The following is a 25,272-nucleotide window of genomic DNA, read 5'->3' on the forward strand; positions in this document are numbered from 1 at the left end:
TTTTCAATTAGTGTTCATGTGCTGTGGTCGTCTTTCCATGTGGTGTGCGGAAGTTATCCACTAGCGATTGAATATGCGATGGTGACGGACCTGTTATCTTTAACACAACAAATGCTACGGTAAAGTTCACTAAAGCCCCTACTGCACCAAACGCATTGGGTGATATGCCAAAGAACCAATTAGGTTCCATGTGACCAAGGAATGACGTCCCCTGAATAAACATGATGCCTTTGTGTTGGAATACATAAAGTAGCGTGACGCCAATACCTGAACACATCCCCCAAATGGCAGCTGTACCACTCATTCGTCGGGAAAATATTCCCATCATTAGCGCAGGAAAAATTGAAGATGCCGCTAAACCAAAAGCGAGTGCCACTGTACCGGCGGCGAAACCTGGGGGATTAAGCCCTAACCAGCCTGATAATAAGATAGCTAATGTCATCACAATACGGCCAGCAAGTAACTCATTCTTCTCAGATAAGTTAGGTGTTAATACGCCCTTCATTAAGTCATGGGATACCGACGATGATATAGCTAATAACAGTCCAGCGGCTGTCGATAACGCTGCAGCCAACCCTCCCGCAGCAACTAACGCTATAACCCAGCTAGGTAAATTAGCGATTGCGGGATTTGCTAACACCATAATATCGCGATCAACTTTAACCATTTCATTCGATGCCACATCTGCTGAATATTGAATTTTTCCATCACCATTTTTGTCCTCAAATTCCAACAGACCCGTTTTTTCCCAGTCTTTGAACCATTGAGGTCGCTCATCATAGACCAAATGTTCTCCTGCTTCAGGTTCAATGGTACTCATAAAATTTAAACGTGCCATTGCGCCAACGGCAGGCGCAACAGTGTATAGCAAGGCAATAAATACCAGCGCATAACCAGCAGAAGCGCGAGCAGCTTTGACACTAGGCACGGTGAAAAAACGCATGATGACATGTGGCAAGCCTGCCGTGCCAATCATGAGTGACAACGTATAAGCAAACATGTTGAGTGAGCCGCCCATATTGTCCGTGGTGAATTCGTTAAATCCTAGCTCGGTTACCACACGATCTAATTTATCGAGTAAGTATTCGCCACTACCGTCGGCTAATGTACTACCCAAACCTAGCTGAGGAATAGGGTTACCTGTGAGTTGCAATGAAATAAAAATCGCCGGAATAGTATAGGCAAAAATCAGGACGCAATATTGCGCGATTTGTGTGTAGGTAATGCCTTTCATGCCACCAAGTACGGCGTAAACCCAAACCACGCCCATGCCAATAAACAATCCTTGGCTGTATTCAAGTTCTAAGAACTGCGAAAAGGCCACACCAACGCCTTTCATTTGCCCGATGATATAAGTGAGTGACGCAATAATTAAACACAACACAGCCACAATGCGAGCCGTTTTTGAATAGTAACGATCTGAGATAAATTCAGGTACGGTGAATTTCCCGTGCTTGCGCATGTAGGGAGCGAGTAACATCGCAAGTAGCACATAACCACCTGTCCACCCCATTAGAAAGACAGAGCCACCATAGCCAAGGAAAGCGATCATGCCCGCCATCGAAATAAACGATGCCGCGCTCATCCAATCTGCACCAATCGCCATACCGTTTTGCACCGGTGTAATACCCCCACCTGCAGCATAAAATTCACTGGTTGAGCCCGCACGCGCCCACCATGCGATGGCAAAATAAAGGGCGAATGAACCAAAGACTGCAATGTAGGTATAGAGCTTCAATTCATCCATTTATTCTTCCTCGACCTTATGTTCTTTGTCTAACTGATTCATTTTATGGGTGTACCAAAAAATCAAACCGACAAAGATGTAAATTGAGCCCTGCTGTGCAAACCAAAAGCCTAGCTTATAACCGCCAAGTTTAATGTGGTTTAGTGGTTCCACGAGTAGAATGCCAAATCCAAATGACACAGTGAACCAAATGGTTAGACAGATTAGAATCAAGCGAATATTCGCTCGCCAATATGACGCGTGACTTTCCATTGCAATCCCCTTATTTGTGACGAAATGCTTCTAAACAACTACACACATTCATCAGAAAATTTTTATTGTTATACACTCGTCTTCAGACCTAAGTCGCATATCAGAGCAAGTATTTGATCAATAAGACAGGGAACTAGGTTATCGGTTATCTTCTGTACAATGCAACCTAAATTGCATGAATTCTGCTCGGTTATTGGTATCTGTGCTATGCGATAAACTGAATTTATTCAAAACAATAATGCTCCTTTGAATTTCCGCTGCTCTTGAGTGCGAAGCAATCGCCCTTCGATACGTCGTACCTCCTACTCAGGATGTACGGAAAAACCCCTCCGCACGGCCTGAACATCGACGCTCCTTGCCATCCATTTAGTCCCGCGCATCCTGAGTGCGAAGCAATCGCCCTTCGATACGTCGTACCTCCTACTCAGGATGTACGAGGAAAAACCCTCCGTTCGGCCTGAACATAAAAGGAGAGCCGAAGCTCTCCTTTTAGATTGGACTCAATTGCTAAACCGCGAGTTAATGCGCTTGTTTACCAAATTGGTACTCTTTCGGTGGCGTTTGCCCTTTAAGATGCTCAACAAAATAATCCCAACGTTTACGCATCATATATGGCTCTCTGGCAAAGCCGTGCCCACGATTCGGTAACATGAGCATGTCAAAATCCTTATTAGCATTAATCAGTGCTTCTACCACAACTAACGTACTATATGGCGGCACATTGGTATCTGTTGTACCGTGTGCAATCAACAATTTGCCTTTAAGTTTATCGACAATAAGTTGGTTAGCTTGACTGTCATAATTTGTCGTACCATCTTCGTTTTTAACTAACATGCCGTGCCATTTCTCGCCCCACTCATCGGCGTAATTGCGATTATCATGATTACCCGCTTGTGAAACAGCGACTTTGTAGAAGTCAGGATACAACAGCAATGCACGAGTTGAAGCGAAACCGCCTCCTGAATGTCCCCAAATACCTACGCTATTAACGTCAATCCATTGATGTTTTTTGGCAAGTTGTTCTATCGCAGCTACCTGATCAGGTATACCACTATCGCCCATATTGCCATAATAGAACTCATGAAAACGTTTCGAACGACCCGGCGTCCCTAACGCATCAAGCTCTATAACAATAAAACCTAATTCAGCTATCGCCTGATTATCGCCACGCGCAGATCGAAAGTGACGACCACGAATACTGCCAACTTGTGGACCTGGATATAGATAATTCACTACCGGATATGACTGAGTTGGATCAAAGTTGCTTGGCGTATACATTAAACCATGCAAGTCATGCTCACCATTTCGGTCTTTTACTACAAATGGCTGTGGCGCTTTCCAACCTGTTGCAGTCAACTTAGTAATGTCCATGTTCTCCACTATAAAGCCATTGCCTGATTGAGTATCACGAACTTGGCTGATTTCAGGCTTATTGTATGTTGAAGCTTGATCAAGGAAATAACGCCCATCGTCACTCAATGTAATGCGATGATGGGTATTTTCAGGTGTTAACAATTTCAGCGCATTACCATCTTTGTTAATACTATATAAGTAGTGAAAATAAGGATCGCCCCCTTCCATACCTGCGCCAGTAAAGAGTAATCGACCTGAATCCTGATCAACATGAAGCAGAGAAATCACGGTCCAGTCGCCTTTGGTAATTTGTTTTTTCACCTTGCCTGAAGTTGCATCCAATAAGTATAGATGCCCCCAATTTGAGCGTTGTGAAAACCAAATTACTTCATTGCTCTTATCTAGATAACGCCAGCTAATGCCTGAAACACCCGATTCAAAAAATGTCTCTTCTGATTCAGTAAAGATAGTTTTCACTTCCCCTGTCGTCGCATTAGCGATGCGAAGTGTCGCTAACTTATGATCTCGTGATGATGAAACAAAGGCGAAATGACTACTATCGTGTGCCCAATCAATATCAAGTAACGAACCATCTCTAGCTGCAACATGGTCTGTGATTGTTGATCTGTGCTCATCAGCTTCCATCTTCAGCGGTGTCACGGCTTTTGATTCAACATCTATCACCACACGATGGATTTTGAACGCATGTTCGTCACCTGGCAGCGGGTACTTCCATACGTCTATTTTTGGGTGTCCTACTGCTGTTGAAACTATGCCCATTTCACCGACTTTACGCCCATCATGTTTGAATGTCGTAAGCTTTTTCGAATCTGGTGACCACTTAACTACTGGCTTCTTGCTTCGAACCCAACCCGCATTATTTGTCGCGTAACCAAAATCCTTCACACCATCGGTTGTTAGTTCATACTCCATACCTGTCGCAAAATCACGCATCCACAAATTGTGATCGCGAATAAATACGGCCTTTAAACCATCGGGAGCAACCAGCTCATGTGCTTTAGCAACAAATTTGTTCTCTTGACACAAATAGGTCGATAAATCACAACGATAATGAACTTGTTTTACTTTAATATTGAGTTGACCTTGTTCATCTATTTTTGCGCGACGAAACGGCAATTTATCATGATTAACTTCAGATTCAGTAATACGTGCTAATGACGCTGCTAGTTTTTGATGATCAAACGCAATTTCTTTTTTGCCATTTGTCGCATCAACTTGAAAAAACTGCACACCATTAACTGTATGGCTACGATACAGCAATTGATTTTGCTTAGACCAGTGTGGGTACTCTACTGTACCAAAAACCAGCTTATCAGTATGGTCAGCTAATTGTTTTTCCGCGCGCTGATAATCTTCCACAGAGATGTCAGCGGCTGCAATTGATGATGAGAGCATTATCAATGCAGTGAATGCGAGTTTGTTACTCATAAATACTCAACCTGTTGTGTTATTGTGACGTTATGGTAATCACTACCAAGACAAGGATCTAGTCTCACCCTACCACAATTGTTACTTTTACAAAGCCGTAACACGCTAAATCGTAAATCAATTGCGACAAAGACCATGTCACGGTGCTGAAGTCTCTGACTGGTGACAAAATAAATCAGTCATTCTTCTCTATACTCCCACCAAACACCTAAAAAGTTTGATCTAGATCAATAACATAACAACCTATTGTTGTTATTGGAGATCTGTATCAATGAATGAACTATATTTAGCGTTTTGATGCATTATCTCCACTTAAATTATCGGCTAATTACTCATGCAAGAAGTTACGTTTTCACCAGATGAACAACTCGTCTCCACCACTGATACCCAAGGTATTATTACCTATGCAAATGACGCATTTTGTCGAATTGCGGGATATTCCCAAGAAGAATTACTCGGCCAGCATCATAATATTGTACGTCACACAGACATGCCCAAAGCAGCATTTGCCGATCTATGGAAAAAATTAAAACGAGGCGATTCATGGCGAGGTATGGTTAAGAACAAATGTAAGAATGGGGACTTCTATTGGGTAGACGCCTTTGTTACCCCGCTCTATGAAAATGACACCATTATTGGTTATCAATCAGTGCGATGTTGTCCCAGCGATACACAAAAAAACGAAGCTGAACGAGTGTATCAAGCCGTTAATCAAGGAAGAAAACTCTCTGACTTTCATCTCAATACTCAGCTTAAGCGCGTTATCGCTTTTATTCTAATTTTCATTTCGATAGCGATTACCGCATCGAGTATTTCGCTAATTGCAGCGGCTATTCAATTGGCTACGCTTGTCGTATTACTCATTATTTTTTCTGATGAATTCATCCGACTACCGCGATATCTAAATGACGTAAGTAGTAAGTTCGACAGCCCATCTCGTTTTGTATTTGCAGGAAAAGGCATACAGGCATTGTGCCAATATCCTTTTTTAATGATGCAGGCAAAAATTAGAACAGTACTCGGTCGAAGTCGAGATTCGGGGTTTCATCTTTCCTCGCTGGCGACACATTTACAGCATTCCTCAAAGCAATCACTGAATGGCTTGTTTGAAGAAAACGCACAACTCGAACAACTGGCAACCGCGATTACTGAAATGAGCGTGACCATAGAACAAGTGAGCAAGAGTACAGTTGAAGCACATGAAAACGTCAATGGCATCTATCAGGAATGTCATCAAGTGGTTGGCGTTATCGAGCGTAGTCAGAACAAGATTTCTGATTTATCTAATGACGTAGAAAGTGCGGCAGGCACGGCAAATCAATTGGTTGATAAAGCCGCCAGCATTGCAACGGTGATGAGCGAAATTCAGGGAATCGCTGATCAAACAAACCTGCTAGCGCTCAATGCAGCCATTGAAGCAGCTAGAGCTGACGAGCAAGGCAGAGGGTTTGCGGTGGTTGCTGATGAGGTTCGCACATTGGCGAGTCGTACACAAAGTGCTGCAGAGCAAATTCAGGATTCAGTCGCTGAGTTGCAACAAACGTTGCGTGATTGGAGTGACATAATGCTACGCAACAAACAAGATGCAGAATCTTGCGTGACCGAAACACAGCTCGCAAACACCAATGTTATTAACATCACTAAAATGGTTGATGACTTGACCGACTTGACCGCGCAAATTGCGAGTGCTACTGAAGAGCAAAGCTGTGTTGCAAAAGAAATCAGTGAGAATGTGCATAAAATTGACGAAATTTCACGTAACAATACGCAAATAGCAGAGCAAGTAAATCACAATGGCGAACAAGTTAATCACAGCGCCAATTCGTTAGAGGCACTAAGTTCAACGTTCAGGTAGTTAATACCAATGTATCGCGAGCACCGAGGTGCTCGCAAATACCTGCGTGAATAACAGCTGGCCAAATTTAACGTTTCAGCAAGCGGCTCAGCACAACTATTTCTTCATTTTTGCTAATGCGTCAGCGAACGCGTTACCCATGGCAGCATTGGCAGGTTGCTTCGGTGCTCGACGTTTGCCATCGCTTCCTTTATTCGATGCAGAAGATTTTTTTGGCTGCTGCGCTTTATTGTTAGCACTACGCTCGTTCGCTGGTTTACGTTTGACTGCTGGTTGTTCATCAAGACGCATTGTAAGGCTGATGCGCTTGCGTTCAGGTTCAACTTCCAGCACTTTAACCTTAACAATATCACCAGCCTTAACAATATCGCGCGGATCGCTAACAAACTTATCGGTGAGCGATGATATGTGTACTAAACCGTCCTGATGCACACCAATATCAACAAAGGCACCAAATTTTGCAACGTTTGAAACCACGCCTTCTAAAATCATCCCCACGTTTAGATCAGTAATAGATTCAATCCCCTCTTTAAACGTCGCCGTTTTAAAATCAGGACGTGGATCACGATTGGGCTTAGCAAGCTCTTCTATAACGTCTTTGACCGTGATTTCACCAAATTGCGTATCAACAAGTGACTCAACAGCAACCGATGTTAATAACTGTGGCTCAATCAAGATATCTTCAACTGATTTATTGAGTGTAGCGAGCAGTCTTTCTACCACAGGATAGGTTTCTGGATGCACGCCCGTTTGGTCAAGAGGATCTGTCCCTTGGTTGACGCGTAAGAAACCAGCCGCCTGTTCATAGGCTTTCGGCCCCAATCGTGCCACGTTAAGTAACTCCTGACGATTGTTGAAACGGCCATGTTCGTCACGGTGTTTAACCACATTAACAGCCAACGTCTTGTTGAAGCCAGCAACGTGAGTCAATAGTGCGGCTGAGGCGCTATTTGCGTCAACACCAACAGCATTTACACAGTCTTCAATAACCGCCTCTAAACTTTGACTTAATTGACTTTGGCTCACATCATGCTGATATTGGCCAACACCAATTGCTTTGGGATCGATTTTGACCAGTTCCGCTAGCGGATCTTGCAATCGTCGAGCTATCGACACTGCACCACGCAACGAAACATCTATTTCAGGAAATTCCTGTGCGCCAGCTTCAGAAGCAGAATACACCGAAGCACCAGCTTCGCTCACGATGACTTTTACCGGCTTGCGGTCTCCCAGCATCTTAATCGCTTCACCTGCAAGCTTATCTGATTCTCTTGAAGCCGTACCATTACCTACGGCAATCAGTTCAACTTTGTGCTGGCGACAAAGGTTGACGATTGTGCGTACCGACTTGTCCCAGTTATTTTGTGGCTCGTGTGGAAATATGGTGGCGGTATGTAACAATTTACCGGTTTGATCAACAATCGCTAGCTTACAGCCCGTGCGATAGCCCGGATCAATGCCTAATGTCACTTTACTACCCGCTGGCGCCGTTAACAGCAAGTCTTTGAGGTTGCTAGCAAATACAGTGATGGCTTCTTGCTCTGCTCTGTCTTTCAACTGGCCAAGCAGTTCGGTATACAAGTGCTTGCTTAACTTTTGCTTCCATGCAGCGGAAACGGTACGTGTAAGAAATGGTGCTGCTGGCTGCGAAGATAAAGACAATGCGTAATGGCGCATGATGATGTCTTCACAAGTCACATCACTCTTAGATAAATCAGGATCAAGTGACACTCTTAAGAAGCCTTCGTTCCGCCCGCGAAACATAGCCAACGCTCGATGAGACGGCACATTATTGTAACGCTCATTGTGATCAAAATAGTCACTGTATTTTCGCGCTTCACTTTGTTTGCTTTTGACCACAGTGCTAGTGATGTGTGCATGCTTTAATAAATGACGACGTAATTTGTCTAAGAGCGCAGCATCTTCACCAAATTGCTCGATTAGTATCGCCATCACGCCTTCTAAGACGGCTTCTACGTCACCAAAGCCAGCCTCAATATTTATAAAATCGGCTGCTGCCTTTTCTGGATGAACCTGCCAGTCCTTGAATATCTTTTCAGCTAGCGGCGAAAGCCCTGCCTCGGTCGCAATTTGTCCCTTGGTGCGGCGTTTCGGTTTGAATGGTAAGTACAAATCTTCCAATCGAGTCTTATTATCTGCCTGCTCGATTTGTGACTTTAACCCGGGGGTTAGCTTGCCTTGCTGCTCAATGTTAGTAAGTATGACATTGCGTCGCTCGTTTAACTCTCGTAGGTAGCCTAAACGCTGTGCTAGAGGACGTAAATGCCCATCGTCCAAACCATTAGTCGCTTCCTTACGATAACGCGCAATAAAAGGTACTGTTGCGCCATCATCAAGTAGTGCAATGGCAGCGGAAACTTGCTGAGGGGTTACCTTTAGTTCCTGCGCAATTTGGTCAGCAATATTCAACATGAAAAAATAAGCCTATAAAATAATGTGTAAATCTTAATTATGCCCCACTATATACCTTCCTTTAAGCGGCATTTCCAGTGGTTTCGTTGATAGAGGTATAATAATCCTACAATTCGACGGTATGCGAAAATATATTGATTTTGCCCAACACAAACTTCGGGTAAACTATCGCCAGTTCTGTTACCAATTATTTGATGAATGAAACGCTCAAACTACATTACCCGAGAAGGCTGGCAACGGTTAGATCAAGAATTAAAATATCTCTGGAAAGAAGAACGCCCCCGCGTGACTAAAGCCGTATCGGAAGCTGCTGCGTTGGGTGATCGCAGTGAAAACGCGGAGTATATTTATGGTAAAAAGCGTCTCAGAGAAATCGATCGCAGGGTGCGATTCTTAATGAAACGCCTTGAAGACCTAACCATTGTGTATCCGGAAAAACAACAAGAAGGTAAAGTGTTTTTCGGCGCTAAGGTTACTTTGCTAAATGAACAAGATGAAGAGCTAAGTTATCGACTAGTTGGCCCGGACGAGTGGGACGTTAAAAAAGGTGAGATTAGTATAGATTCACCTATGGCACGAGCGTTAATCGGTAAACGAGTAGACGACGAAGTCGTTGTAAAAACGCCAGAAGGTGAAAAATATTTCGATGTCATCAATATTACCTATAAATAGGTTATACATTTGCTAATGGCACACTCGGGCTTTTACATCTAGCATGGACTACTTTGGACAATTTGGTACTGACCGCGAGCATGCACTATTTGTACTAACTCCATTTGTTAAGCGCATGCTGCAGGCTCACCACCAAGCAGACTATATTGCCTTTATCAGTTTAGCCACAAATTCATTTAAACAGACAGTCAGTCCGGTGAAGTTTTTTCACGCCCATGAACTACAAGATTCAACGCTGGGCGAACCTTTAGCTCTTTGTTTTGTTAAGGCCTTTGCACATGAAAACAACCCGGTCATTGAGTTTGAGGTGGATTATCAATTGGCTAAAGCAAAAGTCACGGTTGAGGTGGAATTTTGCAATGATTCTTTTCCACCTAAAATCAACCACCTACATATCAAATAGTTGTACCTAAGTTTCACTTTATGCCTAAGGGTTTTCAAGACTCGCTTCACATTCATCACTTTCGTCCAGTGCTAAACTGAAGCTCACGCAAAGTCCTCCGTTGTCTCGGTTGTACAAATGTAACCTGCCGTCATGATTGGCAACAATCTCATTACACAGGGCCAGCCCAATCCCCATACCATTCGGTTTTGTCGAGAAAAACGGTAACATTGCCTGCTGTAATTGCGCTTCACTCAGTCCTGACCCGCGATCAAAAACGCTGACAACGAGCACATTGGCTTCTTGGGTTACATTTATCCCAATGTCTTCAATCGCAGAGCCAGACTCTTTGGCGTTCTTCACTAAGTTAATTAACACCTGTTCGATTTGCGCAGCATCAAAGCTAATATGACTGGCTTGCGCTTTAATCTCGCAAGGTATTTCTAATAACTTACTAATATTGTTAAAAAAAGAAACTAACGGCCACGGCTTACATTCAGGCAAAGGCAAGCGCGCAAAATTGGCATATTGACTAATAAAGTCGTGCAAGTGGCTACTTCGTCTACCAATGGTATCAAGCACTTCTTCCAGCATCTCAAAATGCTCAGGGGACTTAATAATTTTTTTGGCCGACTTGGTCAATGACGCGATTGGTGCTAACGAATTATTGAGTTCATGACTTATCAAGCGGATCACTTGCTTCCACATCTCGGACTCTTTGCGCGACATCTCATTAGTCATATTTTTGTATAAATATAAGTGATGGGCCCGCCCGTTTAGCATAAACTGCCGGCAGTTTATATTATAAGTAACAGCATCATCGTTATTGTGATCAGTAACCAACCCATTGAATTTTTGTAACGTTGCGCTGCGCAAGGGAGCAGAAAGCTGTGCAACGACATCGGAAAGGAGTAAACCCTCTATGGTTTTTTTACTCTGAAAGAGCGATTTTGCCGACAAGTTACTGTATACAATGACCCCTTTGCTGTTGGTTAACACCAATGAAACGGGTGTCGATTGAATAACAGAATCAAGCAACAATTCACGCTGAAAAATATCCATGCGTTCTGCACGCAATACCGTAGCAAGTTCATTGTAAATATTAACCAAGCCATGCAGCTCGCGGAAAGGTTGCTTTTGGAGCGTAATGCTAAAATCGTTGTCTTTAAAGGCACTAACACCATTGTCCAGTGCTTGCAGCGTTTGTGTTAATGGAAAGACATGAAAATAAAAGGCAATCATGATGACCACCACCAAGGTAATTGATAGTAGTAAAACTTGTGAAATGCCAAGCGAGTGTTGTGTGCTCAAATAGACGATGGTGCCTGCGTAAATCAACACTGAGGCAATAATCGTAATAAAAAATCGACCAACCAATGATTTATTTGGCATTATGTTTCTATCTCAAATTTGCGCATTCGTCGATACAATGCAGAACGACTCAATCCCAGTGTCTTTGCCGCTTCAGATATCACACCACTTGATTGTTGAATCGCACTGATTATACGCTCCGCAGTCACTTCTTCCGACGCCGCTGTTTCTTCTGGTAGTACGATATCAAGACCTAAAGCAGGAGCGTCTATTACCTTGTCTAATGACAACAGGGCCGCCCGTTGCATCACATTTTTTAGCTCACGTATGTTGCCTGGCCATTTATGCTGCTTTAGGGTGCGATTTGCCCGCTCTGTTAGTTGATATCCATCACCCAGAAAGAATTTGGCCAACGGCAGAATATCGGCCTTACGGTCATACAAAGATGGTAGCTTCAGCTCGATCACATTCAATCGATAATACAGATCTTCTCTAAACGTGCCGTTGGCAATAGCCGCTTTTAGATCGGCATTAGTGGCACTAATGATACGTACTTTTACTTTAATTGTTTCTGTACCACCAAGCCGTTCGAATTCGCCGGTTTCTAAAACACGTAGTAGTTTTGCTTGCCCATCTAACGACAAGTTACCGATTTCATCTAAAAACAAAGTGCCGTTATTGGCCAATTCGAATCGTCCAATTCTACGCTGGTTTATCCCGGTATACGCTCCGGCTTCCGCACCGAACAATTCGGCGGCCATCAAATCTTGAGGCACAGCACCTACATTAACTTTAACAAATGGCCCTTCAGCACTTTGAGAGTTAGCCTGTAAAATTTCCGCGATTTTTTCTTTTCCCGCGCCATTTGGCCCGGTTATTAGCACTGCAATATCAGCCTGTGCAACTTGCGTTGTAATTTGAATTAAGTTGAGCATGGCATCACTCTGAAATCGTGTGCCACATAAGTTAAAGGAGTTCGACAACTCTGTTATTTTGGCGTGATGTGCGTTGGCAACACTGCTTTGTGCCTGTTGCAATTCACTCAGTTCAATCAAGTTGTTCACTGTGGTAAGTAATTTATCGTCATCCCAAGGCTTACTCATGTAATCGCTCGCGCCTGATTTAACTAATTCAACAGCCGTCTCTAGGTGCGTCCACGCAGTGATAAGTACAATAGGCAAATCTGGATGTTGGGTGCGAATTTGATTAAATAGAGTGACACCTTCCTCTCCAGAGGTAGTGTCCTTAGTGAAATTCATGTCTTGAATGACTAAGTCATACTGCTGAGACGCTAATGCAGCTAGCCCACCATCAGGGGTGTCTTGATGGTCACACGCGATATCGTTAAGTTTAAATAGTACACTTAGTGCATGAGCAACATCGTGGTTGTCATCAATTACGAGGATCTTGGCCTTCATAAGTGTCCTTTCCTTTATATTATGATTATTCCAGTACCCGATTACTGCTCATAGTGACTACGGCTTTATTAACGTATTACACCTACACAACAAACAGTAACAGAGGGTATTTGTTCGCAGTGTAGGTGTTTCGCTATGGCAGGTAAAGTGATTTACTCATCTAAGCCGTTCGTGTCACTATCGCTGGTGCGACATTGGCTGCCCGTTTGGCGGGAAACCAGACCGCAACCATATTAATGGACCATATTAATGCTGCGGTACCAAGCACGACCGACAGATTTAACATATTTTGACCATATTGCTCCGAAATTTCGAAAGTCAGACTAAAGGTTAATAACAAGCCGATAAGCAGACCAAATAGCGTGATAATACTGTTTTCCGTTAGGAAATATTTAATGATATCACTCTTCTTTGCGCCAAGCGCTCTGCGTGTACCAATTTGCTTTTTCCGTTGATTGACCTGAAACGCTGTTAGGCCAGTAATGCCAATCGCTGTAATGAGTAACAGCACGCCACTTATCACAAGGAAAGTAAGTGCACGGCTACCACGACCATCATACATGCGCTTTTGAGTACGCTTTAGCAATTCGGGAAAGTTAATGTAACGGCCACGCTCCTGATAAAACAGGGTGACGACATCTTCCAATTTGCTCTCTGCAACGCCCGGCTCCATGCGTATTAAATAATGCGGTTCGCTACCTTCTGCCCATTTGACCTGTGGACGAATAAACGAGTGATATGATTTTCCTCGACCATTCAAACGCTCACCTGTCATGAAGTTGCTGTATACACCAATAATCTTAGCCGGTTCGCCTTGATTAGATAACCAAACTGTTTGACCAACCGCAGATGAAGCTGGAAATAGTGTTTTCGCCATGTCTTGACTGATCATCATGATACTAGCGTTTTCAGTAACTTCTTCTGCATGCCCACGAATCACGTCATTTTCTGTTATCCAGCGTCCCTCAATCAGTGATAAATCTAGCACCGAAATAATCGACTCATCGGCGTCAAAGATAACCGTTTGATGTCCTTGTGCATCTTCACCGGTTTCCAAATAAACATTCACGACATTCTCTGCCGTAAAAGGTACCGCTGTGCTTGGCGTAACACTGACCACTGACGGAAATTGCTTCACACGCTCAACATCATCGATAATAGCCTGACCAACATCGCGATCTTGCTCGAAAAACTCGGGAGATACCCGAATAATGTCGTTATGCGGTATACCAGACGGTAAATTCCATTCACTCAATGTAGCGGTAGACACCAACACTGAACTACTCAACACCCCCATGGTAAAAGCAATTTGAATCACTAAAATTAAGGTCATGAATTTGTTACGTTTTAAACTAAGAAATATTGGACGAAAATTCATCATCATCTCCTTATTGTGATTTCAATTGGCTTGCTGGCGGTACATTACATAATCGCCAAATTGGATAGATGCTAACGATTAAAGTGCAAACAATTCCCGTAACAAATGCTTGTCCAATCATGGTTAGGTCGAGCTGAAACATAGGCGCAACATCTTCAACACGTAACGTGTAGTCAGATGCGTAAATGCGGATATTCAACATACCCTGTAAGCCATAATACGCGACAACTAACCCAACTAAGCCGCCTAATGCCCCAATGATGACCACTTCAAATACGTGTTGCATCACAATCGTTTTCTTTTTCGCTCCTAGTGCGCGACGAATGCTCACCTCTTTACTACGGCGCATGAATTTCGCCAGTAAGATTCCGATTGAGTTCAGTAAACACACAGAGAAGAACAAGATAGCAATCAAAGAAAATAGGTTGATGAAACCATTGCGACCATTCACGTAGTTCAACTGATCATTTAGGTTGGTTAAAAACAGCTCACCACCTCGAGGAAATCGACCTAGCTCTCTTTGCTGAGCAATATATTGCGTGACTTGATTCTGGTATTGCTCAAAGTTTCCGTCTGACACTTCCGCCCAATACGTCACCCAAGCACATTCTGAGGTGTACAATTCTGATGTTGCACCATTTCTAAAACGTCGCCAATTTTCGGCTTCAGTAGACCAACATTCAAAATAAGCATCTCTTCCTAGTTCATTTTCCATCGCGAATGTGGCAGGGACAAAAAAGTCGTCTGGTTCTCCAGAATAAAAGCTACGATCATAAAACTTGCGCACGATATTCCATTTGTTAACAACACCGACTACTGTCATCACATGGTTGCCGAGTTTTAGCGTTTTCCCGACACTATTTTCTCCACCAAATAAGCGATCATTGACTTGTTTGCTAATGACGATCACGGCATTTGATTCTTGTGTCGCACTCCAGCCCTGTCCATACAAGAACGGCGTTTCTAGCATACTGAAAAATTCACTTGTTGTAGCCGCTGCAGTCGTTTTTACTGGCGTAATATTTGGGTCTTCAACACTCAAAATCCCCCAAGTAGACCAAGAGTAGGTTTGGTTAACACCAGGAATCGCCATTTTGTGTAACGCGATGGCATCACGGTAGGTAGTGTCTACCATGCGTGATTGATGAGTCACTTCTTCTGCGGTTGTTTCGCGGTTATCCATTTGCACTAAGAACAGACGTTCACTTTTGTGTGGCAATGGGATTTGGCCTGACTGGTGCGCCATCGTAGACACTGTGGTATACAAGCCCAAACCGATTGCGATGGCCAAGACCATCAATGCGGTTAATGCTGGTCGCTCGCGCAAACTTTTTAGCGCAAGCTGAAAGTTATAAATCAACATGAGCTACTCCTATGCGCTTTTGATGATGTCATCAACAACCGATTTTTGCATATCATTGACTTGTCCATCGAAAATTTGAATATTTCGATCTGCACGTTGAGCAAGTTGATCGTCATGGGTTACCATGATTATCGTTGTCCCTTTGCTGTTAATGTCTTCTAGCAGTTCCATCACCTGTTGTGCCATAAGTGAATCTAAGTTCCCTGTTGGTTCATCGGCAAGCAAGAACAAAGGATCACCTGCGATGGCTCTCGCTATAGCAACACGCTGCTGTTGACCCCCAGATAGCTGTGTGGGCAAATGTTGCATACGTGACGCCAAACCGACCAATTCCAATGCATTTTCAATACGTTCTTTACGTTCAGCTTTGTTCATTCCACGATAACGTAGAGGTACATCAACATTGTCAAAGAGGGGTAAATCAGGCAAAAGATTAAAGCTTTGAAAAATAAATCCGATCTTTTGATTGCGGATTTCAGAGAGCTGATCATCGTTAAGTCCTCGTACATTTTCTCCATTTAGGAAGTAATTTCCTTCTTCAAATGTTTCTAATAGGCCGGCCAAATTCAAAAAGGTGGTTTTTCCTGAACCTGAAGGGCCTGTAACCGACACAAACTCGCCAGCATTGATTTCTAAATTCACATTGCGTAATGCATGCGTTTCTACGAGGTCTGTGCGGTAGATTTTACTGACATTTTCCATTTTCAACATGTTGGTACTCTCCTAATTACTTAAATATATTTTGTCTCGATTATTAAAGACATCGATGCTTGAGACGACGATTTGATCGCCTTCTTTTAATCCTGAAACTATTTCAATTTCGCCGATACTCCGTGCGCCTAAAGTCACGGCATGGCGATTAGCGTTATTTTCATCCAAACGATACACAATGCGCCCGCCACCCGATTCAACGAAGGCACCACGTCTCACTTTCAATACATTTTCTTTGGACTCTATGAGGATGCGTGCATTAACACGCTGGTTCTGACGGAGATTGGCAATATCACTTTCGTCAAAGCGCAACCGCCCAACCACCTGACCATTGTTCACTTCCGGTGAAATCGCCACAATATGACCGGTATACAATGCGCCATTAAAATTAATCTCAGCTGCTAAACCTACTCCTAAATCGTCAGCAAAATTTTCAGGGATATTCACTTCTACTTCGAACACACTTAAATCGATAACCGTGACTAACGAAGAATTGGCGGCTACGCTGTCTTTTTCACGGACATTTACACTGCCAATAATGCCTTCAGTAGGAGCCGTTAACGTGAGTTCTTGCACCTGACGTTTCAGGTCATTTACCACAAACTGCTGACGGTCGAACTGAGATTGTTTACTTTTTAGCTCAAACTGGAGACTTTCTTCCTGTAGCTCAAAATTTTGTTTCGCGTGATTATGTGAAAGTGCTGCGCGTTTGTATTCGGCGACTTTCTCTTCATATTCTTTTTTACTGATTAGTGCATCTTTAATGCTTATTTCTGCACGCTTCTTGTTAACTTCTGCCGCTTCCAAATTAACTGCTGACATCTCAATTTGCTGTTGATTATTGAGTTGCGTTGTTTTCATCACTATCTTTTGTCGCCCAACTTCGAGCCCCAGTTGTTCGAGCGTCGCCAACTCTTGATCGTAGCGACTTTTTAGTTCTGGGCTGTCCACTTTTGCAAGCACTTGCCCTGTTGTTACGGTATCGCCCGCTTTAATGAATAGCGACACTATGCCTGGTGCTGTTGAATACAAAGTAGGACTATTAGCTGCAACGACACGGCCTTGCACTCCAATGTCACGCTGTAAGTCTCCGCGCGTTACAGTGGCAAAACGTAAACGTTCTTTTGAAATGGTTAAATCAGACGAAAACAGGCTGTTGTATTTTGGGGCGGCATACGCAACTACTGCCACCAACAAGGCGACAGCTCCCCCCACTTTTAACCATAATTTTTTTCTTGTATGTTGCGGATCAATCACCCGATCTTGACCCGATGTATCTCTTAGCATTTACCATCTCCTTTAGTTGCAGCATTAAAACTGTAACAAATGCGTATCAACGTTTACTGACAATTAGCAATTCGCATGCCAAACAGCAACACCCTGATATTGTTAAAGTTTTACATTTTAAGGAGATGTGCGAACAGTGATGTGTTCGCCTAAAAGCGTAACCGAACACGAACATTGCGTGTGAAGATGTAGCTGCCCAATTGAGGTATATAACCAATCTAGTTTATTGTCATTTTTGTAATTTCTGTTACTTTTTAGAGAAGTCTGAACACTTGATTCATCCAAGGCAGACCCGAGTTAGCAAAATTTATGGAATTACAAAGACATTCAAATGTGTCGATAAAGGAACTATTATGAAACCACTAGCTATTTGTTTTTTACTTTTAATTTCTCCAATTACTCTAGCAAACCAAAATGTACTTCCTGAACCATGGTATCAAGTAAATGTTCAAGATTATGAGGCAGGAGTTATGTTTAATGAAAAAGATAATGAGCATGTTGGACTTTTAAAAAGCAAATACGAAAAAACAACTTTTGGCAGTGTATTGCAGCATTCATCCCCAAAGAAAGAGTGGCTAGGTAAACGAATAAAGCTGTCAGCGAAGTTAAAAACAGTTGAAGCTTCTGAAGCCGTTATGTTTATGACAATCAAGCATAGTAATTTTGAGGAAACGACTGATTTCATGACTGATAGAAAAATAATAGGCACGACTGACTGGAAGGAATATTCTATTGTCTTGGATTTTGACTACAACGTTGAACAGGAAGTATTGTTTGGTGTTCGGTTGTATGGCACAGGTGAAGTGTATTTTGATGAGTTTAGCTTTGAAGAAGTTGGTTATGATGTTTTGACAACTGCATCATCAACAACACTTGTTACAAAGGGGGTACCCTCAAACCTTTCTTTTAGTAGCCTCGTTAACTAAAGATGCAATTACAAAAATGATGTTAAGTTCTCCGCTTCAGGTACAAAACTAGCGATCAGATTAGGTATTATTAAGCCCTTACTCAAATACGGCTATTTTAGTGATCGCAAGGCAAAGTTTATGAGAATGGAAGTGACATGAGAGCAGCTCATGTCACATGTTAAAACCCATATTAATCTAGCTTTTCACGACTAAACGACTTTTAACTGGTGTTTGGCACACATCAAGTACTGGTGGTGGCTTCTTGTAGAAAAATTCATGCTCACGCTTTTTGCGATTTGCCAAACCTTCAACAAATTTAGCGCTGTCTGTAGACTCAACTTCAACAAGCACACGCTCTGCTGGCGCAACTTCGCTCATCAGTTGCATTTTTACGATCGGTGTATGTTCAGCGCTACTCGCTGCAGTATCACCCGCTATTTCTTGTGTACGGGTAATAGATTGCACATGTTTCATGCCATAAACCACTCGACCGAAAATTGTCATAATGCGATCAAGGTAACGTGGTGCCTGACCATTAACGATATAAAAATGACTTGAACCACTGTCAGGTTCGTTACCTCTAGCCATTGCAATCACGCCCGGACAATGGGTAAGCCATGCCTTTTTGGCCTCGGGATCATGACCTATTGCAAAGCCATCTTTGAACCCTGTCTCTGGCGCAAATAAGTCGTTTTTCTGCACCTGTGTATATTGCCAATCTTTAACAGTTGTCCACTCATCTTCGATTTTCAGCGTCGCCACTGATTTATCTTTTTCACTTTCATCTTCGGGGCCAGCCTGTGCAACAAAACCGTCAATCACGCGATAGAATTTTTCGCCGTCATAAAAGCCTTGGTTAACCAGAGCTTTGAACTGCTCAACATGCTTAGGCGAAAATTGCGGCGCAAGCTCAATAACCACTTTTCCTTGAGGTAAAGTCATCATTACGGTGTTTTCAAGTGGTATCTGCCGCCATTGTTTGTCTTCAGCACAACTCACATTCATTGTTGCCGCTATAACACCTAGTGCTAAGGTGAATCGTTTGATCATCATTGCTCCTTTCTTATTTTTATCTTTTGGGTCATCCGCTTTGCATTGACTACGTCAATACCACCGTATTAGTGGCTACTAAGCTTAACGCATTTCATCTGGCGATGGCTAACTTAGCGTTACTCTTCTCTTGCTGTTAGCTTGATGTCATTGATAACATACGCGCCATAGTAGCGCGGACTCATAGTATGATCGTGGGTCAGATTCACAGATAATTTAACGAGGTACAACGTGAATAAGAGTTTAGTAACCAATGTTATTGCATTATTGGCAACTGCCACAGGACACTTCATTGCTGAACCAATTCTATTTACCATGGGGATATTTGCCTTATCGGGCGCCATAACCAATTGGCTTGCCGTACACATGCTATTTGAGCGCGTGCCTTTGTTGTACGGTTCAGGTGTCATTCCAGCTCGGTTCGAAGATTTCAAATTAGGCATCCGTAGTCTTATGATGGAGCAGTTTTTTACCGACGAAAACATCGACAGATTCCTGTCAGACAATGAACAACAGGCGCTCAATATTGACTTGGCGCCTATAATCGAGAAAGTGGATTTATCGCCCGCCTTTGACGACTTAATTGAAGTAATCGAAAGTTCATCATTTGGTGGCATGCTGGCGATGGTGGGCGGTAGTGAAGTATTGCAGCCACTACGCGAACCCTTCATTGAGAAAATGAGACTATCAATCACCAATATTTCGCAGAGTGATGATTTTTCAGCATTATTGAAACAGGAAATTGAGCAACCTAATGTGCTCAACAACGTGCGTGACAAAGTAAGTGATATTATTGAAAAACGTCTCAACGAATTAACACCACGGCTTGTAAAAGATATTATCCAGGCGATGATCAAGAAGCACCTTGGTTGGCTTGTAGTTTGGGGTGGAGTTTTTGGCGCAGTTATCGGCTTGATCGCTGCAATTAGTCGAACTTTATAGCACCAAGCACCATCAAAACTCTGTAAAGTTTTCGTGGCATGAGTTCTGTGAGTGTTGTGTAAATAACTGACTGGAATTTATTAGAGAATGTTGCACTAAATGGCTGCGAGATTTTTTACGCCAAGCGCTTTAACTTTACAGCCATAGGGGCTATGCTTGGCGTTTAATCATCGGGCAACTTATTTAAGTGAATGAGCTGAAATTACGATGGCGCAATTTCAGAAAATGCCCCACTTCGAAAAAGGTAAACGGAGACATGTTTGGTAGCTTAAAGGCTTTGCCAGCCGATCCAATTTTAGGTTTATTGGCTAAATATCGTGAAGATTCGAATCCGCAGAAAATCGATCTTGGTGTAGGGGTATATAAGAACGAAGCTGGACACACCGCAATTTTAGATTGTGTTAAACAGGCCGAGAAATATCGTCACGATAACGAAGATACCAAAGTTTATATTGGTCCAACGGGCTCCGCATTATTTAACGAAGAAATGGCTAAATTGATATTTGGTGACCACCAAGTATTAACGGCGAATCGCGCTCGTACTGTTTCTACACCTGGCGGTACCGGCTCTTTACGTGTAGCAGCCGAGTTTATCCGTTCATGTAAATCAAATGCCACGATTTGGGTGAGTAACCCAACTTGGGCAAACCACACTGGTTTGTTTCAGGCGTCGGGTTTACAAGTAAAAGAATACCCATACTACAACTACGAAACAAAGACTCTCGACTTTGATGCAATGCTTGAGTGTTTGAAACAAGTGAGTGCTGACGATGTAGTGCTATTACACGCATGTTGCCACAATCCGAGCGGTATGGATTTATCGAAAGAGCAATGGCAACAAGTTGCAGAAGTCGCTAAATCAGTCGGCTTCTTACCGCTTATCGATATGGCGTATCAAGGCTTTGGTGATGGTTTAGATGATGACGCATACGGCTTACGCTTAATGGCTGATTCTGTTAAAGAAATGATTGTATGTAGCTCATGTTCTAAGAATTTTGGCCTTTATCGTGAACGCATCGGCGCTTGTACAATTGTCGGTGAATCTGCCGCTAGTGTTGACATTGCTAATTCGGTATTGCTTTCAGTTGTACGTTGTATTTACTCAATGCCACCAGCACATGGTGCAGCGATCGTAGAAACCATTTTGAGCTCAGAAGAGTTACGCCAATTATGGTTCGCAGAATTAAAAGAAATGCGTGACCGTATCAACGGCAATCGACAACTTTTGGTTGATAAGTTAATTGAAAATGGTGTTACCCGCGATTTCTCATTTATCCCACGCCAAAAAGGTATGTTCTCATTCTTAGGTATTACGCCTGAGCAAGTTCAACAACTACAAGATGAATACAGCATCTACATGGTTGGTTCAAGCCGTATGAGTATCGCAGGTATTGCCAATTCAAATGTTGACTATTTAGCTCAGTCTATTGCTAAAATATTGTAGTACCAATTGAATTAAATATTTGGGTCAACTGCAAACAAAAAAGCCGAACTTAATCAGTTCGGCTTTTTTAATTCAGACAATCACTGTCCTAATTATGCTTCCACGCTGTACGCAATATTAAAACCATTAAGACAGCTAAGCTAACTAGTAATACTTCCATTTTTATTCCATTATCAATTGCTAATGTTGGCTGTTAATCTGGGTATAAGGCTTACATCATGCCATCTTATTGTTAAGAAAAGATGATCATCTTCTGCTCAGAAATCTTTTCATTTATTGACGACCAGCGAATAAGTCAACAAACCTAGGCCTCTTTACCGCCTACCCCAGTGTTTTATCTTTTTTATGAAGTTATTCGAACAGCAGTGCAATAGTTTAATATCAACACCAGCACCGCTGAGCTTTGTAATTTCGAGTAGCATTCTAACATAGTTTTCTTAACCGTACGGTAAGATTTTCTCTTTTCTGGTGTAAGATATTTGCTATGAGTTATAACAAAAATTTAGACATTCGTGGCGAGGCGATGACTGAGGCGACGCTGAAAAGCGTTATTGATATAGCAGAATAAATAATAAAAAACCGTATAAAACACAAATAAGCCCGCAATAATCATCAGGCTATTGAGCGACGTGAGGTCTTGATAAATATCTTGGAATATTATTTGTGGCTTATTGATAATGTCGTAACTTTCCAATCGTTGGAATCGACCGAGATATACGCCAAGCGCAATAAGTGCCTGCAATGCAACGGTGAGCACATTTAGCGTAACTGGCGACGCGCTAGTACTAAAGTATTGTTTTCCCCACGTAATTGAAATCACATAGAACTCAAAACAAACGATAAAATAGAGTAAATAAAGGGGAGTGAGAATTAGCCAAAATTGTGCAGTCGAAACGTCTGGAGATTTAGCAGCAGCAAAATAGTGAATAATATCCGTCAACGTATAAGCGCTATTTGGCAGAAACAATACATATATACAGACACCCAGCCACCAAATTAAGTGATGGTGCCTTTTTTGCTGTTGTAATGGTCTTTTAAATAGCAAATAAGCCAAAACAAACGGGATAAACGCTAAGCCAATATTGATAAAGACTGTAAAGTGAACAGGCGCATTTGATAACATATTCTATTCCGACTCTTCAAATTTGAAAATACGCTTCCAGTCTCGCTTCATATCCACGACTTGCCAATTACTTTCCTGTGCCCATTTTAGCGTCGGCTTGCCAAAATAGTAAAAGGGATCTGGTTTGTATTTATACTCACGAATATCGTCGGTATGGTGAATTAGCATGCACAATGACTGCTTGGTCGTACGCGCCCAACGCAACATCTCAACGTCACCAAGACTGTTACCAAATGCAGCGATAGGGCGCTTGGCCAGAGCACGTTCAATGCCCAACACCTTGCCTGAACGATAGTCAAAAAACATTGGAATGGGTTCCAGTTTCACCGCTAATTCGCCATTTCGCTGACATAATCTGGTGCGTACAGAGCTGCCAATAATCCGATTAACGGAAACCTGATAAACTTGTTCAACCCATGGCCGGATGAAATTTGCGGTGCCACCAGAAACGATGTAATTGCTAAAACCGTGATGATTAAGCAGCTCCATGAGCTCCATCATCGGTTGATAGACGAGTTCGGTATACTTGCGTTGATACCTTGGGTGTTTAGCCACTGATATCCACTGCGTCACCTTTTCACGATATTCATCGGTTGTTAAGCCTGAACTGATATAGGCTTTGGCCAATCTGAGTAAGTCAAAAAAGTGAAGAAAGCCATACTTGAGCCAATTTAAGGCTCTCGCCAACGTACTATCACTATTAATGACATCTGCATTTAGCAACTGCTTCTTATAAAACGCCAGTTGCGTCAAAATAGGCTTTTCTACCCACAGCGTCCCATCGTTATCAAACGTTGCAATGCGGTCCTGCGGTTCAACGTAGTCGGGGGACTGTGGATCCGTAACCTGTTCTATAAACGCTAAAATGCGTTGTTTCACCTTACCTTCGTTCCACGAAGGTAAGGGATCTTTGACATCAGTCATAGGTTAGTCTTGGGCGCTAGCGACTTTATTCGAATTGTTTGATTCTACGGTATTAGGAACAGGCTCTATATTAATGTCAGGATTAAAGCCAAAGAATTTACCGCTCCAAATGAACACTTGCCATACAAGTACACCGAACGGTAAATATCCCCAATAACCTAACAACGGCATTTCAGAGAAAATATGAATAACATCAACGTAAGGTACGTTATAAATCCAGTAATTCGGGTTGGTCACCGGATCCGTTGGATTAGCACTACCGTAATTCCAGAACTCCCAAAATACGCCGTTAAGCATTGAAGCTAACGCGATAAGCACACCTGCAGCCCAATTACCCTTGGCAATATCAGTGAATGGGTTCCAAATGTCGTACTTCATTAAAATACCTGTCATTACCGCAAATGGACCAATCCATACCGCCCAAAACAAGCCATAAGGGAATACAACCAGTGCGGCAATAGTGAGCAAGCCCACAATAATCATGATGTCACCATTTAGCGGCATTTTAGGACCATTCTGGTAACGTGCGACAAAACGCGGGAAGGTGTTAAATAAGTTATACCACTGGAAGAACACAGGAGTGATCATTGAATAGGTTAGCAGGAATTCAATGGTTAATACCCAACGAGACCAAGGTATTTGATAAGCATTTGGGTAGTACCAATTGCTCATCACGAAGTAATCGTAAAATTCGAAATATACCCAGCCGACAACGGAAACAACACCTGAAATGAACAACGTCACAGGTTTAGTTGCAAACAAAGAGGCACCATTGTTTCGTTTATACACAATGCCATCGAGTAAAAAGATGAAGCCCCACCAAAGTGGTGTAAACGACCAAAACACCAAATCACCAAACGGTGTTTCACGCGCCCACATTAGCCACCAAAAAAAGCCACAAAATAAGCCACCTACCCAAAACCACCAAGGCAGTGATTTGGTTGAAGTTGGCATAGGTTTGATTTCGCCGCCTTTAAAACCAAACCATTTCGGCATAATAATCAGCGTGGTAATAAATATCACACTCAACAACATAACAATAAAATAAGGTAGGCTAAAGCCTGGGGCATCCTGCACAAATTGTGGCGGGAACTCACCAAATCCCGGAGGGAGATGAGTTTCAGGATAGACAAACCACGCCACTGCAAGCGGCACTAAAACGGTCAAGATGACGGGCCAAAGTAACTTCCATTTCATGGTGAATTTCACTCTTATTATGGTATTAGTATTGCTCCACCTTACTGTAATTTCATTGAATTTTCTAGCAGTT

General features: G+C 42.6%; 20 protein-coding genes. 6 read left to right on the forward strand and 14 right to left on the reverse strand.

Annotated features, from left to right (window positions below; translation table 11 throughout):
- Positions 1-7: 7 nt before the first annotated feature.
- The 3 genes from ACSLUK_RS03310 to ACSLUK_RS03320 all read right to left on the reverse strand — a co-directional run bounded on the left by ACSLUK_RS03310 (position 8) and on the right by ACSLUK_RS03320 (position 4,801).
- The gene (locus ACSLUK_RS03310) at positions 8-1,747 is read right to left on the reverse strand and encodes a sodium:solute symporter family protein (protein WP_448547089.1); all 1,740 of its coding nucleotides are present in this window, start codon (positions 1,745-1,747) and stop codon (positions 8-10) included.
- Positions 1,748-1,999: a DUF4212 domain-containing protein gene (locus ACSLUK_RS03315; RefSeq protein ID WP_448547090.1), complete on the reverse strand. Its 252-nt coding sequence runs from the start codon at positions 1,997-1,999 to the stop codon at positions 1,748-1,750.
- Between the two features lie 519 nt (positions 2,000-2,518).
- A complete protein-coding gene (locus ACSLUK_RS03320) occupies positions 2,519-4,801 on the reverse strand; it encodes a S9 family peptidase (protein ID WP_448547091.1) in 2,283 nt (760 codons plus the stop codon).
- Between the two features lie 334 nt (positions 4,802-5,135).
- On the opposite strand from ACSLUK_RS03320, the gene ACSLUK_RS03325 reads away from it, so the two are divergent.
- The gene (locus ACSLUK_RS03325) at positions 5,136-6,656 is read left to right on the forward strand and encodes a methyl-accepting chemotaxis protein (RefSeq protein WP_448547092.1); all 1,521 of its coding nucleotides are present in this window, start codon (positions 5,136-5,138) and stop codon (positions 6,654-6,656) included.
- Positions 6,657-6,752: 96 nt separating this feature from the next.
- Here the strand turns inward: ACSLUK_RS03325 and ACSLUK_RS03330 are convergent, their stop codons facing one another.
- Positions 6,753-9,089 carry a Tex family protein gene (locus ACSLUK_RS03330; protein ID WP_448547093.1) on the reverse strand — a complete coding sequence of 779 codons (2,337 nt, stop codon included), beginning with the start codon at positions 9,087-9,089 and terminating at the stop codon, positions 6,753-6,755.
- Between the two features lie 198 nt (positions 9,090-9,287).
- Here ACSLUK_RS03330 and greB point away from each other — a divergent pair, with 198 nt between their 5' ends.
- Both greB and ACSLUK_RS03340 read left to right on the forward strand, forming a co-directional pair.
- Positions 9,288-9,761 (forward strand): transcription elongation factor GreB, encoded by a 474-nt coding sequence (greB, locus tag ACSLUK_RS03335; RefSeq protein ID WP_448547094.1) that lies wholly within the window; start codon positions 9,288-9,290, stop codon positions 9,759-9,761.
- 43 nt (positions 9,762-9,804) lie between these two features.
- Positions 9,805-10,164: a hypothetical protein gene (locus ACSLUK_RS03340; RefSeq protein ID WP_448547095.1), complete on the forward strand. Its 360-nt coding sequence runs from the start codon at positions 9,805-9,807 to the stop codon at positions 10,162-10,164.
- Between the two features lie 24 nt (positions 10,165-10,188).
- Here the strand turns inward: ACSLUK_RS03340 and ACSLUK_RS03345 are convergent, their stop codons facing one another.
- The 6 genes from ACSLUK_RS03345 to ACSLUK_RS03370 all read right to left on the reverse strand — a co-directional run bounded on the left by ACSLUK_RS03345 (position 10,189) and on the right by ACSLUK_RS03370 (position 17,611).
- Positions 10,189-11,535: a sensor histidine kinase gene (locus ACSLUK_RS03345; protein ID WP_448547096.1), complete on the reverse strand. Its 1,347-nt coding sequence runs from the start codon at positions 11,533-11,535 to the stop codon at positions 10,189-10,191.
- Positions 11,535-12,872 carry a sigma-54-dependent transcriptional regulator gene (locus ACSLUK_RS03350; RefSeq protein ID WP_448547097.1) on the reverse strand — a complete coding sequence of 446 codons (1,338 nt, stop codon included), beginning with the start codon at positions 12,870-12,872 and terminating at the stop codon, positions 11,535-11,537. The genes ACSLUK_RS03345 and ACSLUK_RS03350 overlap by 1 nt, the downstream gene beginning before the upstream one ends.
- 160 nt (positions 12,873-13,032) lie before the next feature.
- Positions 13,033-14,205, reverse strand: a complete 1,173-nt coding sequence (locus tag ACSLUK_RS03355) for an ABC transporter permease (RefSeq protein WP_448547098.1) — start codon at positions 14,203-14,205, stop codon at positions 13,033-13,035.
- Between the two features lie 55 nt (positions 14,206-14,260).
- Positions 14,261-15,613 carry an ABC transporter permease gene (locus ACSLUK_RS03360; RefSeq protein ID WP_448547099.1) on the reverse strand — a complete coding sequence of 451 codons (1,353 nt, stop codon included), beginning with the start codon at positions 15,611-15,613 and terminating at the stop codon, positions 14,261-14,263.
- 9 nt (positions 15,614-15,622) lie between these two features.
- Positions 15,623-16,324 (reverse strand): ABC transporter ATP-binding protein, encoded by a 702-nt coding sequence (locus ACSLUK_RS03365; RefSeq protein ID WP_448547100.1) that lies wholly within the window; start codon positions 16,322-16,324, stop codon positions 15,623-15,625.
- A gap of 12 nt (positions 16,325-16,336) precedes the next feature.
- Complete coding sequence (locus ACSLUK_RS03370) at positions 16,337-17,611, reverse strand: efflux RND transporter periplasmic adaptor subunit (RefSeq protein WP_448547101.1); 1,275 nt, start codon at positions 17,609-17,611, stop codon at positions 16,337-16,339.
- A gap of 353 nt (positions 17,612-17,964) precedes the next feature.
- Here ACSLUK_RS03370 and ACSLUK_RS03375 point away from each other — a divergent pair, with 353 nt between their 5' ends.
- Entirely contained in the window at positions 17,965-18,537 is a 573-nt protein-coding gene (locus ACSLUK_RS03375; protein ID WP_448547102.1) for a hypothetical protein, read from the forward strand.
- A 177-nt stretch (positions 18,538-18,714) separates the two neighbouring features.
- Here ACSLUK_RS03375 and ACSLUK_RS03380 read toward each other — a convergent pair whose 3' ends face one another.
- Entirely contained in the window at positions 18,715-19,572 is an 858-nt protein-coding gene (locus ACSLUK_RS03380; protein WP_448547103.1) for a peptidylprolyl isomerase, read from the reverse strand.
- Positions 19,573-19,800: 228 nt separating this feature from the next.
- Here ACSLUK_RS03380 and ACSLUK_RS03385 point away from each other — a divergent pair, with 228 nt between their 5' ends.
- Both ACSLUK_RS03385 and ACSLUK_RS03390 read left to right on the forward strand, forming a co-directional pair.
- A complete protein-coding gene (locus tag ACSLUK_RS03385; protein WP_448547104.1) occupies positions 19,801-20,511 on the forward strand; it encodes a DUF445 domain-containing protein in 711 nt (236 codons plus the stop codon).
- A 256-nt stretch (positions 20,512-20,767) separates the two neighbouring features.
- The gene (locus tag ACSLUK_RS03390) at positions 20,768-21,955 is read left to right on the forward strand and encodes an amino acid aminotransferase (protein WP_448547105.1); all 1,188 of its coding nucleotides are present in this window, start codon (positions 20,768-20,770) and stop codon (positions 21,953-21,955) included.
- A 502-nt stretch (positions 21,956-22,457) separates the two neighbouring features.
- Here the strand turns inward: ACSLUK_RS03390 and ACSLUK_RS03395 are convergent.
- The 3 genes from ACSLUK_RS03395 to ACSLUK_RS03405 are packed head-to-tail and all read right to left on the reverse strand — an operon-like array spanning position 22,458 to position 25,199.
- On the reverse strand, positions 22,458-23,078 hold the full coding sequence (locus tag ACSLUK_RS03395) for a DUF1361 domain-containing protein (protein ID WP_448547106.1): 621 nt from the start codon (positions 23,076-23,078) through the stop codon (positions 22,458-22,460).
- 3 nt (positions 23,079-23,081) lie between these two features.
- Entirely contained in the window at positions 23,082-24,002 is a 921-nt protein-coding gene (locus ACSLUK_RS03400) for an HAD family hydrolase (protein WP_448547107.1), read from the reverse strand.
- A 3-nt stretch (positions 24,003-24,005) separates the two neighbouring features.
- Positions 24,006-25,199, reverse strand: a complete 1,194-nt coding sequence (locus tag ACSLUK_RS03405) for a hypothetical protein (RefSeq protein WP_448547108.1) — start codon at positions 25,197-25,199, stop codon at positions 24,006-24,008.
- Between the last annotated feature and the right edge of the window lie 73 nt (positions 25,200-25,272).

This window comes from Thalassotalea fusca (assembly GCF_053485835.1).

Bases quoted from the DNA above. Each gene is read 5' to 3' on its own strand.
- ACSLUK_RS03345 (WP_448547096.1), bottom strand. From the start codon at position 11,535: ATGCCAAATAAATCATTGGTTGGTCGATTTTTTATTACGATTATTGCC.
- ACSLUK_RS03375 (WP_448547102.1), top strand. From the start codon at position 17,965: ATGAAACCACTAGCTATTTGTTTTTTACTTTTAATTTCTCCAATTACT.
- ACSLUK_RS03370 (WP_448547101.1), bottom strand. From the start codon at position 17,611: ATGCTAAGAGATACATCGGGTCAAGATCGGGTGATTGATCCGCAACAT.
- ACSLUK_RS03400 (WP_448547107.1), bottom strand. From the start codon at position 24,002: ATGACTGATGTCAAAGATCCCTTACCTTCGTGGAACGAAGGTAAGGTG.
- ACSLUK_RS03390 (WP_448547105.1), top strand. From the start codon at position 20,768: ATGTTTGGTAGCTTAAAGGCTTTGCCAGCCGATCCAATTTTAGGTTTA.
- ACSLUK_RS03310 (WP_448547089.1), bottom strand. From the start codon at position 1,747: ATGGATGAATTGAAGCTCTATACCTACATTGCAGTCTTTGGTTCATTC.
- ACSLUK_RS03320 (WP_448547091.1), bottom strand. From the start codon at position 4,801: ATGAGTAACAAACTCGCATTCACTGCATTGATAATGCTCTCATCATCA.
- ACSLUK_RS03355 (WP_448547098.1), bottom strand. From the start codon at position 14,205: ATGACCTTAATTTTAGTGATTCAAATTGCTTTTACCATGGGGGTGTTG.
- ACSLUK_RS03330 (WP_448547093.1), bottom strand. From the start codon at position 9,089: ATGTTGAATATTGCTGACCAAATTGCGCAGGAACTAAAGGTAACCCCT.
- ACSLUK_RS03365 (WP_448547100.1), bottom strand. From the start codon at position 16,324: ATGTTGAAAATGGAAAATGTCAGTAAAATCTACCGCACAGACCTCGTA.
- ACSLUK_RS03360 (WP_448547099.1), bottom strand. From the start codon at position 15,613: ATGTTGATTTATAACTTTCAGCTTGCGCTAAAAAGTTTGCGCGAGCGA.
- greB (WP_448547094.1), top strand. From the start codon at position 9,288: ATGAAACGCTCAAACTACATTACCCGAGAAGGCTGGCAACGGTTAGAT.
- ACSLUK_RS03325 (WP_448547092.1), top strand. From the start codon at position 5,136: ATGCAAGAAGTTACGTTTTCACCAGATGAACAACTCGTCTCCACCACT.
- ACSLUK_RS03315 (WP_448547090.1), bottom strand. From the start codon at position 1,999: ATGGAAAGTCACGCGTCATATTGGCGAGCGAATATTCGCTTGATTCTA.
- ACSLUK_RS03395 (WP_448547106.1), bottom strand. From the start codon at position 23,078: ATGTTATCAAATGCGCCTGTTCACTTTACAGTCTTTATCAATATTGGC.
- ACSLUK_RS03405 (WP_448547108.1), bottom strand. From the start codon at position 25,199: ATGAAATGGAAGTTACTTTGGCCCGTCATCTTGACCGTTTTAGTGCCG.
- ACSLUK_RS03380 (WP_448547103.1), bottom strand. From the start codon at position 19,572: ATGATGATCAAACGATTCACCTTAGCACTAGGTGTTATAGCGGCAACA.
- ACSLUK_RS03350 (WP_448547097.1), bottom strand. From the start codon at position 12,872: ATGAAGGCCAAGATCCTCGTAATTGATGACAACCACGATGTTGCTCAT.
- ACSLUK_RS03340 (WP_448547095.1), top strand. From the start codon at position 9,805: ATGGACTACTTTGGACAATTTGGTACTGACCGCGAGCATGCACTATTT.